17 protein-coding genes are annotated in these 17,486 nt (G+C 69.4%); 5 read left to right on the plus strand and 12 right to left on the minus strand.

Annotated elements, in window-relative coordinates; all coding sequences use genetic code 11:
• The first annotated feature begins 49 nt into the window (after positions 1 to 49).
• From DMC61_RS37535 to DMC61_RS37545, 3 genes are all read left to right on the plus strand, one after another.
• Positions 50 to 1,027 carry a GlxA family transcriptional regulator gene (locus DMC61_RS37535; protein WP_043848155.1) on the plus strand — a complete coding sequence of 326 codons (978 nt, stop codon included), beginning with the start codon at positions 50 to 52 and terminating at the stop codon, positions 1,025 to 1,027.
• A 219-nt stretch (positions 1,028 to 1,246) separates the two neighbouring features.
• Entirely contained in the window at positions 1,247 to 2,659 is a 1,413-nt protein-coding gene (locus DMC61_RS37540) for a YibE/F family protein (protein WP_125695258.1), read from the plus strand.
• 87 nt (positions 2,660 to 2,746) lie between these two features.
• On the plus strand, positions 2,747 to 3,004 hold the full coding sequence (locus DMC61_RS37545) for a hypothetical protein (RefSeq protein ID WP_016334745.1): 258 nt from the start codon (positions 2,747 to 2,749) through the stop codon (positions 3,002 to 3,004).
• A gap of 68 nt (positions 3,005 to 3,072) precedes the next feature.
• On the opposite strand, the gene DMC61_RS37550 is transcribed toward DMC61_RS37545, so the two are convergent.
• Both DMC61_RS37550 and DMC61_RS37555 read right to left on the minus strand, forming a co-directional pair.
• Positions 3,073 to 3,729 carry a hypothetical protein gene (locus tag DMC61_RS37550; RefSeq protein WP_043848156.1) on the minus strand — a complete coding sequence of 219 codons (657 nt, stop codon included), beginning with the start codon at positions 3,727 to 3,729 and terminating at the stop codon, positions 3,073 to 3,075.
• The gene (locus DMC61_RS37555; RefSeq protein WP_016334747.1) at positions 3,729 to 4,337 is read right to left on the minus strand and encodes an MBL fold metallo-hydrolase; all 609 of its coding nucleotides are present in this window, start codon (positions 4,335 to 4,337) and stop codon (positions 3,729 to 3,731) included. Before DMC61_RS37555 ends, DMC61_RS37550 begins: the two co-directional genes overlap by 1 nt.
• A 156-nt stretch (positions 4,338 to 4,493) precedes the next feature.
• Between DMC61_RS37555 and DMC61_RS37560 the strand changes: the two genes are divergently transcribed.
• Together DMC61_RS37560 and DMC61_RS37565 are read left to right on the plus strand one after the other, a co-directional pair.
• The gene (locus DMC61_RS37560; RefSeq protein ID WP_125695259.1) at positions 4,494 to 5,351 is read left to right on the plus strand and encodes a peptidylprolyl isomerase; all 858 of its coding nucleotides are present in this window, start codon (positions 4,494 to 4,496) and stop codon (positions 5,349 to 5,351) included.
• Position 5,352: 1 nt separating this feature from the next.
• Positions 5,353 to 6,138: an aminotransferase class IV family protein gene (locus DMC61_RS37565; protein ID WP_125695260.1), complete on the plus strand. Its 786-nt coding sequence runs from the start codon at positions 5,353 to 5,355 to the stop codon at positions 6,136 to 6,138.
• Here DMC61_RS37565 and DMC61_RS37570 read toward each other — a convergent pair.
• From DMC61_RS37570 to ruvC, 10 genes are all read right to left on the minus strand, one after another.
• Positions 6,135 to 7,586 carry an amidase gene (locus tag DMC61_RS37570; RefSeq protein WP_125695261.1) on the minus strand — a complete coding sequence of 484 codons (1,452 nt, stop codon included), beginning with the start codon at positions 7,584 to 7,586 and terminating at the stop codon, positions 6,135 to 6,137. The two genes, DMC61_RS37565 and DMC61_RS37570, sit on opposite strands and share 4 nt — an antisense overlap.
• Positions 7,587 to 7,697: 111 nt before the next feature.
• Entirely contained in the window at positions 7,698 to 8,477 is a 780-nt protein-coding gene (locus DMC61_RS37575; protein ID WP_125695262.1) for an enoyl-CoA hydratase/isomerase family protein, read from the minus strand.
• Positions 8,478 to 8,507: 30 nt separating this feature from the next.
• On the minus strand, positions 8,508 to 10,838 hold the full coding sequence (locus tag DMC61_RS37580) for a bifunctional (p)ppGpp synthetase/guanosine-3',5'-bis(diphosphate) 3'-pyrophosphohydrolase (protein WP_037338923.1): 2,331 nt from the start codon (positions 10,836 to 10,838) through the stop codon (positions 8,508 to 8,510).
• A 78-nt stretch (positions 10,839 to 10,916) separates the two neighbouring features.
• Positions 10,917 to 11,435, minus strand: a complete 519-nt coding sequence (locus DMC61_RS37585; protein ID WP_125695263.1) for an adenine phosphoribosyltransferase — start codon at positions 11,433 to 11,435, stop codon at positions 10,917 to 10,919.
• Between the two features lie 107 nt (positions 11,436 to 11,542).
• The gene (gene secF, locus DMC61_RS37590) at positions 11,543 to 12,745 is read right to left on the minus strand and encodes a protein translocase subunit SecF (RefSeq protein ID WP_016334754.1); all 1,203 of its coding nucleotides are present in this window, start codon (positions 12,743 to 12,745) and stop codon (positions 11,543 to 11,545) included.
• Complete coding sequence (gene secD, locus DMC61_RS37595) at positions 12,742 to 14,436, minus strand: protein translocase subunit SecD (RefSeq protein ID WP_016334755.1); 1,695 nt, start codon at positions 14,434 to 14,436, stop codon at positions 12,742 to 12,744. The genes secF and secD overlap by 4 nt, the downstream gene beginning before the upstream one ends.
• Before the next feature lie 207 nt (positions 14,437 to 14,643).
• Positions 14,644 to 15,051: a preprotein translocase subunit YajC gene (yajC, locus tag DMC61_RS37600; protein ID WP_016334756.1), complete on the minus strand. Its 408-nt coding sequence runs from the start codon at positions 15,049 to 15,051 to the stop codon at positions 14,644 to 14,646.
• Between the two features lie 145 nt (positions 15,052 to 15,196).
• Positions 15,197 to 16,270 carry a Holliday junction branch migration DNA helicase RuvB gene (ruvB, locus tag DMC61_RS37605; protein WP_016334757.1) on the minus strand — a complete coding sequence of 358 codons (1,074 nt, stop codon included), beginning with the start codon at positions 16,268 to 16,270 and terminating at the stop codon, positions 15,197 to 15,199.
• Between the two features lie 8 nt (positions 16,271 to 16,278).
• Positions 16,279 to 16,878, minus strand: coding sequence for a Holliday junction branch migration protein RuvA (ruvA, locus tag DMC61_RS37610; RefSeq protein WP_016334758.1), 600 nt, complete (start codon positions 16,876 to 16,878; stop codon positions 16,279 to 16,281).
• Positions 16,875 to 17,459: a crossover junction endodeoxyribonuclease RuvC gene (gene ruvC / locus DMC61_RS37615; RefSeq protein WP_125695264.1), complete on the minus strand. Its 585-nt coding sequence runs from the start codon at positions 17,457 to 17,459 to the stop codon at positions 16,875 to 16,877. Before ruvC ends, ruvA begins: the two co-directional genes overlap by 4 nt.
• Positions 17,460 to 17,486: the final 27 nt, after the last annotated feature.

Consider the following 17,486-nt stretch of genomic DNA (forward strand, 5'->3'; position numbering starts at 1 on the left):
TTCCTGCGAACAACGTCCGACGGCCGGGCACTACTGGTAGCGTTCGATCATGCCGGGTTCACCCAGACGAGTGTTGATCGTCGGCTACAGCAACGCCGAGTTGCTCGACATCGCCGGTCCGTCGGACGTCCTGGACGCCGCGACCAAACTCGGCGGCAAGCCGGGGTACGAGATCATGCTCGCCAGCGTCGACGGCCGCGGCATCCGCTGCGAGTCCGGGCTGACCCTGCAGGCACAGCACCGGCTCGACCAGATCACCGGCGAACTGGACACGCTGATCGTCGCGGGCGGCACCGGACACGAGGCCGCCGCCGCGGACGCCAGGTTCGTCACCCACGTCCGCAGGCTGGCGCAGCAGAGCCGCCGGGTCGCCTCGGTGTGCACCGGCGCCACCGTGCTCGCCGCGTGCGGGCTGCTCAACGGCCGCCGCGCCACCACCCACTGGCGGTTCGCGAACCGGCTCGCGACGAACTACCCGCAGGTGAACGTCGACCCGGTGCCGCTGTACGTGCGCGACGGCAACGTCTACACGGCGGCTGGGGTCACCAGCGGGATCGACCTCACCCTCGCGTTCGTCGAAGAGGACCACGGCCCGAGCGTCGCCAGGGAGGTCGCCCGCATGCTCGTGACCTACCTGCAGCGGCCGGGCAACCAGGCGCAGGTGAGCATGTTCCTGTCCGGCCCGCCGCCGGAGAACCGGCTGGTCCGCGACATCACCGCGTACGTCGCCGAACACCTCGCCGGTGATCTCGGCACCGCCGTCCTCGCCGAGCGGGCCGGGATCAGCACCCGGCAGCTGACCAGGTTGTTCGACGCGCACCTGAGCACCACACCCAGCAGGTACGTGCGGGCCGCGAGGACCGAGAACGCGGCGAAACTGTTGTGCGGCACCGAACTTCCGCTGTCCTCGATCGCGAGGCGATGCGGTTTCGGCTCGACCGAGACACTTCGCCAAGCCTTCCTCGACCACTTCGACACCCCGCCTTCGGCCTATCGCCGTGTCCACCTCCGGCAGGCATTCGGCTAGGAGGTGTCTCCCAAACTGGGGTTGACCGGGTGGGTGAGGACACGCGCGCGCGTTTCTTTTCGGCCGGAGGCCTCGGGATTGCGGAGGCGGGCCGCTGACACGGTTGGGTGAGTGGTCATGTCGATGCCACGGCCCGGCTACGGAAGCCCGATAGCGCGCTTTGAGAGAGATTGCCTAGGCCGTGTGCGCCGCCCGGCGCGCACTGTGGAGGATGTGCGGGTGAACCGCCGCGACATCTCCGACGACGACACCGGCCCGATTCGCCGGGTAACGGACACCCCGTCCGATCGATCGCCCGGAACGTCCCGTTCGCCGCGCCGGACGCCGCCGCCCGAGGGCGCACGGCGTCCCCGCCCACCGGCCCAGCGGCCGCGACCGGCGGAACCGGCCAGACGTCGCGCCACCGAACCGAAGCCCGAACCCGGGCCGGTCGGCCACGGGCACTCGCACGGCCACGGACCGGCGGCGCCCGCGTCGCGCCGCGTCCGGCTGCTGCTGATGTGGCTGCTGATCCCGCTCGCCGTCGCGACCGTCGCCGGGATGGTCTTCCTCTATCCGTGGGGCAAGGAGCCGGCGAAAAGCGCCTTCCCGCAGGGGACCCCGGTGAACGCGACGGTCACCGGGACGATCACCGGACCGTGCCTCGCCGAAGGACAGGTGCAGGTCGGCGAGCCGCCGCCGGACGCGAAACCGTGTCTCACCAGCGAGCTCACGATGACCGACGGTCCCGCGTCCGGGAAGCCGCTGAAGCTCACGCTGCCCATCGAGCCGAGCACGCCGCGGTTCGCCGCGGGCGACAAGGTGGTGCTTTCCTACAACGGCGGCGACGTCACGAACCCCGCGTCGTTCCAGATCGTCGACTTCCAGCGTGGTACGCCGCTGCTGCTGCTCGCCGGGTTGTTCGCGCTCGCGGTGATCGTCCTCGGCCGTTGGCAGGGGGTCGCCGCGCTGATCGCGCTCGGGTTGAGCTTCCTGGTACTGGCGCTCTTCGTACTGCCTTCGATCCTCGCCGGCGAAAGTCCGTTGCTGGTGGCGATCGCGGGCGCGGGCGCGATCATGTTCGTCGCGCTCTACCTGACACACGGGTTGTCCGCGAGAACCTCGGTGGCGGTGCTGGGCACCCTGGTGAGCCTGGTCCTGATCGGTGTCCTGTCGGCGATCTTCTCGGCCGCCGCGTCGCTGACCGGGCTCGACGACAGCACCTCCCAGCTGATCGGCTCGCTCGGGCACGGGATCGACGCGCGAGGACTGCTGCTGGCGGGTGTCGTGATCGGCGCGCTCGGTGTGCTCGACGACGTCACGGTGACGCAGACGAGCGCGGTGTGGGAGCTCCGGCGGGCGAACCCGGCGCTCGGGTGGCGTGAGCTGTACGGCGCCGGCCTGCGGATCGGGCGCGATCACGTCGGCTCGGCGGTCAACACGCTCGTGATGGCCTACGCGGGCGCGGCGCTGCCGGTGCTGCTGTACACGTCGCTCTCGGGCGTCGGACTCGGCTCGATCCTGGGCGCGGAGAACATCGCCCAGGAGATCATCCGGACGCTCGCCGGAAGCGTCGGCATCGTCGCGGCGGTCCCGGTCACCACCGTGCTGGCCGCGCTGATCGCCTCGCGGGAGCCCCAAGAGTCCCGGTAGCCACAAGCGCCCCAAAACGCGAGCCCACCCCGCGATCACGGGCCGGAGTCGGGTACGAAGAGGCCGCACCCGAGGTTCGGAGGGGCCATGTTCGCCGTGTTCGCCGTCCCGAGACAACTGACCGCGGTCGCGCGGCGCGTGCTCGTCTCGACGCTCGAAGCCGTCGAGGCGGTCCCCAAGATCGCCGCCGCGCTCGACGACGTCCGGGCGACGCTCAAGCACTCGGAGCGGCTGGCGACCTTCGCCGCGGGCGAACTGCCGGAGATCGTCTACCAGCTGGAGGAGATCAAGACCCGGTTGGAGAAGCTGGAGACCGCAGGCGCCCGGCCGGATCAAGTGTCATGAAAGGGTCGTTCAGGACGAAAAATGTCCTGAACGACCCTTTCATGACACTCGGAGCGGTCTCGCCCAGCTCAGTCCAGGGTCGCCACGAAGCGGCTGACCGCCTCCATCGTGAACCGCTGGATGTACTTCCCGGCGGGAGCCGCCGAGGCCAGCCGGTAGAGCGGACGCTCCGCCGCCGCGTCGCCACGCGCTTCCGATTTCAGTTGCGCCACCAGCAGTTCCGAGAACACGAGGCCGTTCGCGTCGGTGTTGTTCAGCAGCGCGTTCGCCAGCTTGCGCAGCTGCAGGATGCCCAGCTCCCTGCCGCCCGCGCCCGAGTACACGGCCAGGTCGACCTTCGCGACCTTGCGGCGCTTGCCCGCGTTGACCAGCAGGCTGACCGTCCGGGTCCCGCGCACGTCGCTGATCACCAGATCGATGCGCTCGGCCGCGGTCAGCTCGATCCGCCGCACTCCCCAGGTCCGCACGATGAGCGTGTCGCCTTCGAGCCACACCCGGCGGCGCAGGTTGTAGAACATGACGTACAGCAGCGGCAGCGCGATCACGCCGGCGACCACGAGCCCGGCGATCTCACCGCCGATCAGCCCGGCGATCCCGCCGAACGCGGCCGCGAAGATCACGACGCCGGCGACGCTGGAGCAGCCGCGCTTGCGACGGAGTTTGGGGTCGTCGTGGAACAGCGGGAGACGTTCGGGGGTCTCCGGGGTCCCGGTGGGCTCGGTCATCACGCGCCCGTCCCGGCCAGGAAGGGGTTCGCCGCCCGCTCTCGGCCGATCGTGGTGGCCGGACCGTGGCCCGGGAGGACGACGGTGTCGTCGGGCAGCGTCATCACCTTGGTGCCGAGGGAACGCACGAGCTCACCGCCGTCGCCGGAAGACCGGCCGATCGAACCGGCGAACAGGCTGTCCCCGGTGAGCACGATCCGGCCGCCCTCGGCGGAGGTCAGCCCGAAGACCACCGAACCGGCGGTGTGACCCGGTGTGCCGGACACCGTGATCTCCAGTCCGGCCAGCCTCAGCGGGCCATCGACGAGTGGCACGATCCCGTCCTTCCGTTGACCGGCGTCCTGGCCGAGGAGTGGCCGGTCCGCCTCGTGCAGATAGAGAGGTATCCCGTGGCGCGCACCGACCTCGCCCGCCGAAGCGACGTGATCGGGGTGGCCGTGGGTGGCGAGCATCGCGGCGGGCCTCAGACCGTGCTCGGCGAGCGCGGCCTCGATCGGCTCGGCGGCTTCCTCGCCGGGGTCGACGATCACGCACTCATCGCCGCCGTCCGGGGCGAGCAGGTAGCAGTTGGCTTCGAGGGGGCCTGCCGGAAAACCGACAACCAGCACGAAACGCCTCCTCAGATCTTCCGCCGAACAGGTGACAGGATGGCCCTGATCACGATCAAGTAAGCCTAGCGGCCCCTGTACGGGGGCCTCACAGGCTGTGCCAATAGACTCCCGCTACCTCAGACGTGTGACATCGAGTGGAAACCGGGAGGGCGGGTGCCGACCAACCAGCAGCGCCGCGAAGCCGCGAAGCGCAAGCTCGAGCGACAGATCGTGCGACGGGCCGAGAAGGCCAAGCGGCGCAAGATCGTCGGCTCGGTGGCGGTCGTCGGCGTCGTCGCCATCGTGGCGGGCGCGGTGTGGTGGATCGTCAGCAGTAACAGTGGTGACGATGCCGCCTCCGACGCTTCCCCGAGCTCGGCTCCTCCGACCCCCGAGGTCACCATCCCCACGGAGCGCACTCCGATGCCGAAGCGGCCGACGCCGCTGGCGAACCCGGTGGCCTGCGACTACAAGGACGACGCAAGCAAGCAGGCTTCGAAGAAGGTGAACAAGCCGGAAGGCAAGGACGTCTCTTCGAACGGCACGGTGAACGTCGTGCTGAAGAGCACCGCGGGCGACATCCCGCTGACGCTGGACCGGGCGCTCGCCCCGTGCGCCGTGCAGAGCTTCATCAGCCTTTCCCAGCAGGGCTACTTCAACGACACCAAGTGCCACCGGCTCGGCACCAGCGGCCTGCAGATGCTGCAGTGCGGCGACCCCGAGGCCACCGGCATGGGCGGCCCGGGCTACACGATGCCGGACGAGGCGTTCAAGGAGATCAAGTACGGCCGCGGCATCCTCGCGATGGCGAAGACGCAGCAGCCGAACTCCGGCGGAAGCCAGTTCTTTATGGTCTACGGCGAGGCCGAACTGCCCGCGGACTACTCGGTCTTCGGCAGCATCTCCGACGAGGGCCTGAAGGTGCTCGACAAGGTCGCCAAGGCGGGCGCGAACGCGCAGGCCGGCAACGGCGACGGCACCGGCCCGCCCAACACCGAGGTCAAGTTCACCGGCGTCACGGTCAACGCCTGACGTGAAGCTGGAGATCAACGGCGCGCCCGCCCGGTCGGAAGACCTGGCGGGCGGGTTCGGCTATGGCCACTTCACCGCGATGCAGGTGCGCGACGGCAAGGTCCGCGGCCTGGACGTCCACCTTCGCCGCCTCGTGACGAGCACGCGGCGGATGTTCGGCGGCGACCTCGACACCGACGCGGTGCGCGCGTATGTGCGTCAGGCGATCCGGGGTGAGGACGCGCTGTCGGTGCGGGTGCTGATCTTCTCCCGCGCGATGGACTGGTCCGATCCCGGCGCGCCCGCGGCACCGGACGTCCTCGTCCGGACCGGGCCGCCCCGCGAGCACGAGATGAAGCCGCTCCGCCTGCGGTCCGTGCGTTACGAACGGGTGCTTCCGGAGGTCAAGCACGTCGGCACGTTCGGGTTGCTCCACCACATGCGCGAGGCGAAGCTGGCGGGATACGACGACGCGTTGTTCGTCGACTACGACGGCCGGGTCAGCGAGGCGTCGATCTGGAACGTCGGGTTCCTCGACGGCGGCACGGTGGTCTGGCCGCAGGCTCCGGTGCTCGACGGCATCACCCAGCAGCTCGTGCGACGCGGGCTGGAGCGGAACGGGATCCCGCAGGAGATCCGCGACGTCCGCCCCGCCGACCTGCCGGGGTTCGACGCCATGTTCCTGACCAATTCGGAGTCGGTCGGCTGGCCGGTGGCGTCGGTGGACGACGTCGAGCTGTCGCACGCTCCGGAAACGAGCCGGATCCTCGCCGAAGCGTACGACAGCAATCCCTGGGACGAGATCTAGCTCGGCGCTTGGAAGCCGCCGAGCGTCCGTTCGAGCAGTTCCGCCAGCCGCAGCGGGGTGCGGTCCTCGAACGCCGGACCGATGAGCTGCACACCCACCGGAAGGCCCTCGTCGGAACGGCCGGTCGGCACGGCCGTGGCGGGCAGGCCGGGCATGGTGGCCACACCCGCCCAGACGAGCTGGTCGAAGTACGGATACCCGGCGCCGTCGATGTCGATCCGGCGTCCCAGCAGATCGGGATCGTGATCGTGCGGGAACGCGGGGGTCGGCGTGATCGGGCAGACCACCGCGTCGAACTCGGCGAACAGCTGCCGCCAGCCGTGCCGGTGGCGTTCGCGATGGTCGTATACCGCCAGCCAGTCTCGATGGGTGAACACCATGGCGCGTAGCCGCGCCGCGTCGAGACTCCGGTGGTCCGCGCTCAGCCCGGCGGCGTCGGCCTGCAGTTGCTCGTACGCCTCGACGGGGAAACGCGCGACGGTGCTCGAGAACAGCAACTGCGTGTAGAGCGTCGCAGACTCGGTCAGATCGGGGAACAACGGGCTGTAGCGTTCGACGCGGGCGCCGCCGTCGGCCAGCGCGTCGGCCACCCGGTTCACACCGGCCCGCACAGCAGCCCCGGTCGGGATGAGCGGATGATCTTCGATCACCAAGACCCGGAAGTCGCCGAGCCGCTCATGGCGCGCCGGCGGCAGCTTCACCTCGTACGCCATCCCGTGTGTCAGCGGATCGGGCCCGGCCATGACGTCGAGCAGGAGCGTGAGATCACGGGCGGTGCGCGCCATCGGACCGGCGACGGCCAGATCGAGGTCGACCGGCAAGGCAGGCGCCGGAGGCGGGACCATGCCGCGGGTCGCCGCGAGTCCGACCGTCGGTTTGTGCGCGTAGATGCCGCAGAAATGCGCGGGGGTGCGCAACGAACCGGCGAGGTCGGAGCCGATGGACAGCGCGCCGAAGCCGGACGCAAGTGCCGCCGCCGATCCGCCGGACGATCCACCCGAAGTCCGATCGTGATCCCAAGGGTTGTTCGTGGTGCCGTAGAACTCGTTGAAGGACTGGATGTCCTGCAACCCCAGCGGCACATTGGTCTTGCCGAGCACCACCGCGCCGGCGGCCTTGAGGCGCGACACCTGCACCGCGTCCTCGGCGGGCACGAAGTCCTGATGCTGCGGCATGCCCCAGGTCGTGGGCAGGCCGGCCATGTCGAAGGACTCTTTGACCGTCACCGGGATGCCGAGCAGCGGCCGGTCCTCGCCGCGCGCCCGCGCCTGGTCGGCGTCGCGCGCGGCGGCCCGCGCGCGGTCGAAGTCCGGTACGCAGATGGCGTTGATCGCCTTGTCTTCCCGCTCGATGCGGGTGATCGCCTCTTCGGTCAGTTCCGCCGAAGTCACCTCACCGGCGCGCAAAGCGGTCGTAAGCTCTTCGGCCGATTGAAATTTCCACTCCATGAATCGACCATAAGCACGTCCGGCTCAAGCCATAAAAAACTTTCTCGCGCAACAACAACGCGACCAATCGAGGCAGGAAAATGCGGCGGGCGCCATCCGGCAACGCGAACCTCAGCGATAGGTGAACTTCGGTGGCCGCCGCGCCAAGAACGCCGCCACCCCTTCGGCATAGTCCTCGCCGTGCAGCGCCCCGAGCCGGATCTCGTCCACTTCGGAGTCGGATTCCTGTTGCCCCGCAACGATTTTCTCGATGATCCGGTTCATCCCGCGTACCGACGCCTGTGAACGCGAAGCCAGCGTCCCGACGAACTTCGCCGTCGAGGCCTCAAGCTCGTCGGCCGGGAAGACGTCGTTTAGCAGCCCGATCTCCCGCGCCCGCCGCGCGTCGACGAGCTCGCCCGAGAGCAGGAAGTACTTCGCGTTCGCCGGGCCGACCAGTGAGACGAGCTGCCGTGTCGAGTCGAAGTGGTAGACGATCCCGAGCTTCGCCGGCGTGATACCGAAGCGCGAACCCTCCGCCGCGAACCGGAAGTCGCACGCGACCGAGATCTGGCAGCCGCCGCCGATGCAGTTGCCCTGGATCATCGCGACGGTCGGCTTCCGGGACGCCGTCAGCGCCGCCACGGCCCCGTCGACGGCCTTGTCGTAGGTCTCGGCCGCGTCGGCGGTCGACCGCAAGTCCCGGAACTCGCTGATGTCCGCGCCAGCCGAGAAATGCGCGCCCGCGCCGGTCAGCACGAGGACCTTGATCGCCGGGTCCGCCTCCACCCGCGCCACCACGTCCGGGATCGCCGACCACATCCCGTAGGTGATTGCGTTCATCTTCTCCGGCCTGGTGAACGTCAGCCGTGCGACCTCGCCGTCGCGAGTGAATTCGAACCCGTCAGTCATCCTCGGACTCTAGCCGGGACCCACCGGCGGTCACGAAGCCGAAGTGACCCGATACACGTCGTAAACGCCTTCGACTCCCCGGACCACCTTCAGCACGTGCCCGAGGTGCTTCGGGTCGCCCATCTCGAACGAGAACCGGCTGACCGCGACCCTGTCGCGCGACGTCGTCACCGACGCGGACAGGATGTTGACCTTCTCGTCCGCGAGCACCTTGGTGACGTCGGAGAGCAGACGGTGCCGGTCCAGCGCCTCGACCTGGATCGCGACGAGGAACACCGAAGACGCCGACGGCGCCCATTCGACCTCGACTAGCCTCTCGGGCTGGGCCCGCAGGTCGTCGGCGTTGGTGCAGTCGGTCCGGTGGACGCTGACGCCGCCGCCACGCGTGACGAAACCGAGGATCTCGTCGCCCGGCACCGGCGTGCAGCAGCGGGCGAGCTTGGCCCAGATGTCGCTGGCGCCCTTCACCACGACGCCGACGTCGTTCGAACCGCGGCGGCGGGTGACGGTGGACGGGGTCGCGCGCTCGGCGAGCTCCTCCTCCGCCTCGTCGACGCCGCCGATGAGCGCGACCAGCCGCTGCACGACGTGCTTCGCGCTGGTGTGCCCCTCGCCGACGGCCGCGTACAGCGAGCTGATGTCCGGGTGCCGCAGTTCGGTGGCGACCGCGCCCATCGACTCGGCGGAGACCAGCCGCTGGATCGGGAGGCCGACCTTGCGGACCTCCTTGGTGATGGCCTCCTTGCCGCCCTCGATCGCCTCGTCACGGCGTTCCTTGGCGAACCACTGCCGGATCTTCGCGCGTGCCTTGGGCGAACCGGCGAACTGCAGCCAGTCGCGGCTCGGCCCCGCCGTCTCGGCCTTCGAGGTGAAGATCTCGATGACCTCGCCGTTCTCCAGCTTGCGCTCGAGCGCGACGAGCCTGCCGTTGACGCGGGCACCGATACACCGGTGGCCGACCTCGGTGTGCACGGCGTAGGCGAAGTCCACCGGCGTCGAATCGACCGGCAGCGTGATCACGTCACCCTTGGGCGTGAACACGAAGATCTCGCGCGAGGCGAGCTCGTAGCGCAGCGACTCCAGGAAGTCGCCCGGGTCCGCCGCTTCCCGCTGCCAGTCGAGGAGCTGGCGCATCCACGCCATCTCGTCGACGTCCATGGCGTTCCCGTTGTGGGTGCCCTTGGTCTCCTTGTAGCGCCAGTGCGCGGCGATGCCGTACTCGGCGGTGCGGTGCATCTCGTAGGTCCGGATCTGGACCTCGAGCGGTTTGCCGTCCGGCCCGATCACCGTGGTGTGCAGCGACTGGTACACCCCGAAGCGAGGCTGCGCGATGTAGTCCTTGAACCGGCCGGGGACCGGCTGCCACAGCGCGTGGACGACACCCATCGCGGCGTAGCAGTCGCGGACGTCCTCGACCAGGATCCGCACGCCCACCAGGTCGTGGATGTCGTCGAGGTCGCGGCCGCGGACGATCATCTTCTGGTGGATCGAGTAGTAGTGCTTCGGGCGGCCCTCGACCTTGGCGGTGATCCGCGAACCCTCGAGGTGGCTGGTCAGATCCGTGATCACCGATCGCAGGTACGTATCGCGCGAAGGCGCGCGATCGGCGACCAAGCGGACGATCTCGTCGTACTTCTTCGGCTGCAGGATGGCGAAGGCCAGGTCCTCCAGCTCCCATTTGACCGTCGCCATCCCGAGCCGGTGCGCCAGCGGGGCGAGGACCTCCAGGGTCTCGCGCGCCTTGCGGGCCTGCTTCTCCGGCGGCAGGAAGCGCATCGTGCGCATGTTGTGCAGCCGGTCGGCCAGCTTGATGACCAGCACGCGCGGGTCGCGCGCCATCGCGATGACCATCTTGCGGATGGTCTCGGCCTCGGCGGCCGTACCGAGCTTGACCTTGTCCAGTTTGGTGACGCCGTCGACGAGCTCGCCGACCTTCTCGCCGAAGTCGGCCTTCAGGCTCTCCAGCGAGTAGCCGGTGTCTTCGACGGTGTCGTGCAACAGCGCCGCGACCAGCGTCGTGGTGTCCATGCCGAGTTCGGCGAGGATGGTCGCGACGGCGAGCGGATGCGTGATGTACGGGTCGCCGGACTTGCGCCGCTGCTCGCGGTGCAGCTCTTCGGCGACGTCGTACGCGCGCTGCAGCTGCGCGAGGTCCGCGTTGGGGTGCAGCTCGCGGTGGATGACGGCGAGCGGTTCGAGAACCTGCTTGACCGGCGCGGCGCGCTGCGCGGTGATCCGGCGGGCGAGACGGGCGCGCACGCGGCGTGTCGCGGACGGTGTCGGCGCCGCCCCCTGTCGCGCCGCACCGTTCTGCTCGGTGCCGTCCTTCGAGGACACCGCGGCATCGAGCTCTTGGCTCACCCGCACCTCCTGCGCTTCGTGCGGCCTTCGGACATCAAGGGTAACCGCTCCCCCTCGCGGCTCACTTGGTGCGCCCGGTCAACACACCCGGAGGGCCTCCACACGGCGCCCCTCAAGCACGGAACGACCACCGAGCGCGCCGAGTTCCATGACCACCGAAACCCCGCTGACCTGCGCCTTCGCGTCTTCGAGCAGTTTGCAGGTCGCCGCGACCGTGCCACCGGTGGCGAGCACGTCGTCGAGGATCGCGACACGCTGGCCGGGCTCGACGACACCTTCGGGCAGTTCGACGGTCGCGGTGCCGTACTCCAGCGTGTAACCGACCCTGCCCGCGACGCGGGGCAGCTTGCCCGGCTTGCGGATCAACGCGACACCGAGGCCGCGGGCATAACCGACGGCGGCCGCGAGCAGGAATCCGCGAGCCTCCACCCCGGCCAGCAGATCGACGTCGGGGTCGACGGTGGCGGCCAGCGCGTCGGTGACGGCCTTGAAGCCCGCCGCGTCGGCGAACAGCGGGCTCAGGTCCCGGAACAGCACACCGGGTTCCGGGAAGTCCGGTACGTCGGCGATGAGGTCGAGTGCCTTGGGCAGCTCCATGTACTTCCTGCTCTCCAGTCGTGCTTCGGGTCCCTGAACGCTATGAACGGTCCGTTCCTTGCAAATTTCGCAAGGAACGGACCGTTCATAGCGTTCGACGGCCGGGATTACCTCTTGCGCTTACCCGACGGACGCCCCTTGTGGGCCTTCTGGTTCCGCGCCGGCACGCTCGCCGCCGCGGCGTACGCCTTCTCCTTGCGGAGCTCGGCGGCCAGGGCGTCCTCGTCGTTCGGGTCGAAGTCGTCGTCGCGCTCGGCGGCCTTGCGGGCCTGGTTCGCGCGCCGCGCGGCCACCCGGTCGGCCTGCTGACGGAACTTCGGGTCACGCATCTTCAGGTCCACCAGCAGCGGCGTGGCCAGCGCGACCGAGGACAGCACGCCGACCAGGGTGCCGGTGAGCTGCACCAGCGCCAGGTCCTGCAGGGTGCCCGAGCCGAGCAGGATGTACCCGACGACGAGCAGACCGAGAATCGGCAGCATCGCGATCAGCGCCGTGTTGAACGACCGCATCAGCGTCTGGTTCAGCGCCAGGTTGGCCGCCTCGCCGAAGGTGCGGCGGGTGAGCCCGAGCAGGCCACGCGTGTTCTCGCGGACCTTGTCGAACACCACCACCGTGTCGTACAGCGAGAACCCGAGGATCGTCAGCAGACCGATCACCGTCGCCGGCGTGACCTCGAAGCCGATCAGCGAGTACACACCCGCCGTCACCACGATGTCGTGCAGGAGCGAGATCAGCGCCGCGGCGGCCATCCTGGTGTCGAAGTACAACGCCAGGAACAGCGTGACCGCGAGGAGGAACACCCCGAGCGCGATCAACGCCTGCCGCGAGATCTCCCCGCCCCAGGACGCGCTGACCGCGCTGTCACTGATGGCCTGGACACTCGGCTGGCCGTTGGACCCGATCGGACCGAGGTCGCGGAACAGCGCTTCCTTGATCTTGGCGACCTCGGCGGCGTCCAGGGTGTCCGAACGCAGCTGGATGGTCGACGAGGCACCGCTGCCGACCTTCTGCGCCTCGTCGGCCGGACGGCCGAGCGCTTCGGAGAAGACGTCCTTGGCCTGCTGTTCGGTGATCTGCCCGTTCTTGCCGTTCGCGGGCAGCTGGATCTGGGTGCCGCCTTCGAAGTCGATCCCGAAGTTGAAGCCCTTGATCCCCATCGACGCGATGCAGACGAGCACCAGCGCGCCGAAGAAGATGTACCAGCGCTTGCGCTTGCCGACCACGTCGAACGCGCCCGTGCCCACGTAGAGGCGGCGGAAGATGCTCTCGCGCTTGCCCGCGGTGGTGGTGTTGTCGTCGACCACGGTCACGCCTCCTTGACGTTCGGGCGGCCGGCGGCCGGACGGGCCGCCTTGCGCTCCGAGCCCACCTGCTGCACGGCACCGAGGCCGAGGTTCTTGGGGTTGGACAGGAACTTCGACTTCGAGCGCGACACCATCGCGACCAGCGGGTGGGTCACGAGGTAGACCACGACGAGGTCGAGGACCGTCGACATGCCGAGCGTGAACGCGAAGCCCTTGACCTCACCGACGGCCAGCCAGTACAGGATGGCCGCGGCGAGGAAGCTGACCGCGTCCGACGCGAGGATCGTGCGCTGGGCGCGGGACCAGCCTCGCGGCACCGCTGAGCGGAACGTCCTGCCTTCCCGGATCTCGTCCTTCAATCGTTCGAAGTAGATGACGAACGAGTCGGCGGTGATACCGATCGCGATGATCAGGCCCGCCACTCCGGCGAGGTCGAGGGTGTACCCGATCCACCGTCCCAGCAGCACCAGCACCGCGTAGACCAGCGAGAACGACAAGGCGAGCGACAGGATCGTCAGCACGCCGAGCAGCCGGTAATAGAACAAGCAGTAGATGAAGACGATGAGGAGGCCGAGGCCACCGGCGATCAGGCCCGCCTGCAGCGACGCGAGACCCAGCGTCGCGGACACCGTCGTCGCGTCCGAGGACTCGAACGACAGCGGCAGCGAGCCGTACTTCAGCACGTCCGCCAGGTCTTTCGCCTCGGTCTGGCTGAACCGGCCGGTGATCTGGGTCTGCCCGCCCAGGATCGCGGACTGGATGGTCGGCGCGGAGACGACCTGCGTGTCGAGGACGAACGCCGCCTGCTTCTGGACGTTCTTCGAGGTGAAGTCGCCCCAGATGCGGGAACCCTCGCCCTTGAAGTTCAGGTTGACGACCCACTGCGAGTTCTGCGTGTCGTAGCCCGAGGAGGCGTCGGAGATCTCGGTCCCGGGCAGGAACTCCGGCTCCAGCAGGTACTTCATGGTGTTCTTGTCACCGCAGGCGACCAGCGGCTTGTCGGTGAGGTCGTTGCCGACCAGCGGGTCCGACACCTTGGGGTCGCAGTTGAGCGCCGCGAAGGCCTTCTCGGCGGCCGCGGCCTGCTTCGCCTGGTCCGTGGAAAGCAGATCGGGGTTCTGCCGGAGGTTCCGGGCCTCCTCGATCTCCTTCTTCGTCTGCTCGTCGGAGTCCGCGCCGGGCTGCTGCTGCGGCGCGCCGGCGGCGCCACCGCCGTTGGCCGGACTGGTCGGCGGGGCGCTCACGCCCGGCGAGGACGGCGGCGCCGAAGACGGCGCGCCGGAAGCGGGCGGGGTCGACGGCTGCTGGACCGGGGTCGCCGGCTGCGACGTCACGACCTTCCGGAAGCCCAGCTTCGCGGTCTTGCCCAGGGTCTTGGCCTGGTCGCCCTGCTCACCGGGGACGGTGATGACGACGTTGCTGCCGTCGAGGACGACCTCGGTGCCGCTGACGCCGATACCGTTGACCCGGCGCTCGATGATCGAGCGGGCCTGTTCGAGGGACTCTCGCGGAGGGTCGCCGCCGTCGGGGTTTCGGGCGGACAGGGTGACCCTCGTGCCGCCTTGCAGATCGATGCCGAGCTTCGGCGTCGGCTTGCCGCTTCCGGTGAAGAACACCAGGGCGTACAGCGCCACCACGATCAGGGCGAAGAAGGCGAGATAGCGTCCCGGGCGGAGATGCCCGGCCGGTGCGGCCACTGTGCTTCGGTCTCCTCGGACGGACTGGGTTTTTCCCCAATGGACTTGGCTGTTCACTCAACCGGACGGGAGTCCGGTGGTACCGCGAACGAGCACGACTATGACGACGGACACGCACGCAGCACCGAGACACTACTCGGTGCTGCGTGAGCCCGGCGTTGGCCCCGCACCTACGAAAGTCTGGTGTCGGGGATGGCCTTACAAGCGCTACTTCTTGCCGTGCTCCAGCGGAGGAGCGATCTGCGCGCCCGACTTCTCCTCGACGCGCTCGTCGTCCTTCGACTCGACGACCGGCGCCTCGACGACCTCGTCGGTGTCGGTGGCGTCAGTGGCGTCCTCGTCGGTCTCCACGACCGGCTCGACCTTCTCGCGGACGGCCTGGCGCAGCCAGGTGGTCACGACGCCGGGAGCGACCTCGAGGTCGATCGTGGTGTCGGCGGAGGCGTCGGCGACAGTCGCGTAGAGACCGGAGGTGGTCATCACCCGGTCACCGGGAGCCAGGCTCGAGAGCAGCTCCTGCTGCGCCGCCGCCGCCTTCTTCTGCTTACGGGTGCCCATGACGAGCGGAATCGCCACAACGAGCATCAGGAGCAGCGGCAGCAATAACTGGTTCATGATTCTCCATTTCGAGCGGACGCCGCGCGGTGCGCTGTTTTGTCCGGTTTGGCGGGGTGTGCTCTCCCCGAGTGTGCCAGGTGCCAGCGGAAACTCCACCACCACCCGTCGTCACCACGGGCCTCGAACCGCGTGAACGGTCCGTTCAGTCCTGGTCGAACAGGTTCGGGCCGCCCTGCTCGCCACGCGTGGCACCGGCCGGGGCCGGCAGGCCGAGGTGTTCCCACGCGGCCGCTGTGGCGACCCGGCCGCGAGGAGTGCGGGCGAGCATACCGGCGCGGACCAGGTAAGGCTCACACACCTCTTCGACGGTGGTCGGTTCTTCCCCCACCGCGACGGCCAGCGTGGACACGCCGACCGGGCCGCCGCCGAAGGAGCGGACCAGCGCGGTCAGCACCGCACGGTCGAGCCGGTCGAGGCCGAGTTCGTCGACGTCGTAGACCTCCAGCGCGGCACGGGCGATCTTGCGCGTGACCTTGCCGTCCGCCCGGACCTCGGCGTAGTCGCGCACGCGGCGCAAGAGCCGGTTCGCGATACGAGGTGTACCGCGGGACCGGCGGGCGATTTCCGCGCAGCCGTCCCGGTCGATGTCGATGTCGAGGATCGTGGCGGCCCGGCGCGCGACGAGTTCCAGTTCGGCGTCGCTGTAGAACTCCATCTGGCCGGTGAAGCCGAACCGGTCGCGCAGCGGACCGGTCAGCGAACCGGACCGCGTCGTGGCCCCGACCAGCGTGAACGGCGCGATCTCCAGTGGGATGCTGGTGGCGCCGGGCCCCTTGCCGACGACGACGTCGACGCGGAAGTCCTCCATCGCGAGGTACAGCATCTCCTCGGCGGGGCGGGCGATGCGGTGGATCTCGTCGATGAACAGGACGTCGCCGGGCGCCAGGTTGGACAGCATCGCGGCCAGGTCGCCCGCGCGTTCCAGCGCGGGCCCGGAGGTGATCCGGATGGCGGCGTTGAGTTCGGCGGCGACGATCATCGCCATACTCGTCTTGCCCAGTCCCGGCGGGCCCGAGAGCAGGACGTGGTCCGGCGGGACACCGCGGCGCCGCGCGCTTTCCAGGACGAGTTCGAGCTGTTCACGCACCCGCGGCTGACCGACGAACTCGTCGAGCTTCCGCGGGCGCAGCGTGGTCTCGACCTCGCGTTCGCCCGTCTGCGGCAGCGCCGAGAGCGTCTCGTCGGTTTCGAACTCCGTCACGGCCTCATAGTCCATGTGGCCGGTTACCGCTTACGCCCGAGGGTGGCCAACGCGGCGCGCAGCACGGACGACGTCGTGTGGCCTTCGCCCTCACCGAGCACCTTGTCGACGGCCTGCTCGGCCTGCTTGGCCGGGAAGCCGAGGCCCGCGAGCGCCTCGACGACCTCGCCCCGCAGCGCGCCGGGCGCGACGACCGACGGCGAACCGTCGGTCGGGCCCGCGAGCGCGGTGACCTTGTCGCGCAGTTCGAGCGTGAGCCGCTCGGCGCCCTTGCGGCCGATGCCGGGCACCTGGGTGAGCACGGTGATGTTGCCTTCGACCAGCGCGGACCGCAGTTTGTCAGGATCGAGGACGGCGAGCGTCGCCAGCGCGAGCCGCGGCCCGATCCCGGAGACCGTCTGCAGCAGGCCGAACAGTTCGCGGGCGTCCGCGTCGGCGAAACCGAACAGCGTCAAGGAATCCTCGCGGACCACGAGCGCGGTGTGCAGCATCGCCTGCTCGCCGCGGCGAAGCGTGGCGAGGGTGGCGGGGGTGGCCTGCACGGCGAAGCCCACTCCCCCGACCTCGATCACGACGTGGTCGAGACCGATGGAGAGGATTTCACCGCGTACCGAGGAGATCATCGAGGCGCTCCCTGCGTCTTGGCTTGCTTGGCCGCGGCGGCGAGCCTGGCCTTGTGGTTCTTGGCGATCTCGGCCGCCCTGGCCTCGGCTTCGGCGAGCCGGACGCGCATCGGCTCACGCCACAGGTGGCAGATGGCGAGGGCGAGCGCGTCGGCGGCGTCCGCCGGATGCGGTTTGACCTCGAGACCGAGCAGCCGCATGACCATACCGGTGACCTGCGCCTTGTCCGCCCGGCCGGAGCCGGTGACGGCGGCCTTGACCTCGCTCGGGGTGTGGAACACGACGGGTAGCCCGCGCCGGACCGCGGCGAGCGCGACGACGCCACCCGCCTGCGCGGTGCCCATCGCGGTGCGCACGTTGTGCTGCGCGAACACCCGCTCGACGGCGACGGCCTCGGGCTTGTAGCGGTCCATCCAGCGCTCGACGGCATCGGAGATTCCCAGCAGGCGCACGGCGAGATCGGCGTCCGGCGGGGTCCGCACGACGTCGACGGCCACCGGGCGGACGGTGCGGCCCGTGCCGCCGTCGACCACTCCGAGCCCGCACCTGGTCAGACCGGGGTCGACCCCGAGTACCCGCACGCGTTTTCCTCCGCTCCGGCGAACATC

Source organism: Amycolatopsis sp. WAC 04169 (assembly GCF_003947535.1).
In the GTDB taxonomy this organism is placed as follows: Bacteria; Actinomycetota; Actinomycetes; order Mycobacteriales; family Pseudonocardiaceae; genus Amycolatopsis; species Amycolatopsis keratiniphila.

What these genes read in the sequence shown, in the direction of transcription:
- yajC (WP_016334756.1), bottom strand. Translation starts at nt 15,051, where the DNA reads ATGAACCAGTTATTGCTGCCGCTGCTCCTGATGCTCGTTGTGGCGATT.
- DMC61_RS37575 (WP_125695262.1), bottom strand. Translation starts at nt 8,477, where the DNA reads ATGACTGACGGGTTCGAATTCACTCGCGACGGCGAGGTCGCACGGCTG.
- ruvA (WP_016334758.1), bottom strand. Translation starts at nt 16,878, where the DNA reads ATGATCTCCTCGGTACGCGGTGAAATCCTCTCCATCGGTCTCGACCAC.
- DMC61_RS37550 (WP_043848156.1), bottom strand. Translation starts at nt 3,729, where the DNA reads ATGACCGAGCCCACCGGGACCCCGGAGACCCCCGAACGTCTCCCGCTG.
- DMC61_RS37545 (WP_016334745.1), top strand. Translation starts at nt 2,747, where the DNA reads ATGTTCGCCGTGTTCGCCGTCCCGAGACAACTGACCGCGGTCGCGCGG.
- ruvB (WP_016334757.1), bottom strand. Translation starts at nt 16,270, where the DNA reads ATGGACTATGAGGCCGTGACGGAGTTCGAAACCGACGAGACGCTCTCG.
- DMC61_RS37585 (WP_125695263.1), bottom strand. Translation starts at nt 11,435, where the DNA reads ATGGAGCTGCCCAAGGCACTCGACCTCATCGCCGACGTACCGGACTTC.
- DMC61_RS37535 (WP_043848155.1), top strand. Translation starts at nt 50, where the DNA reads ATGCCGGGTTCACCCAGACGAGTGTTGATCGTCGGCTACAGCAACGCC.
- DMC61_RS37570 (WP_125695261.1), bottom strand. Translation starts at nt 7,586, where the DNA reads ATGGAGTGGAAATTTCAATCGGCCGAAGAGCTTACGACCGCTTTGCGC.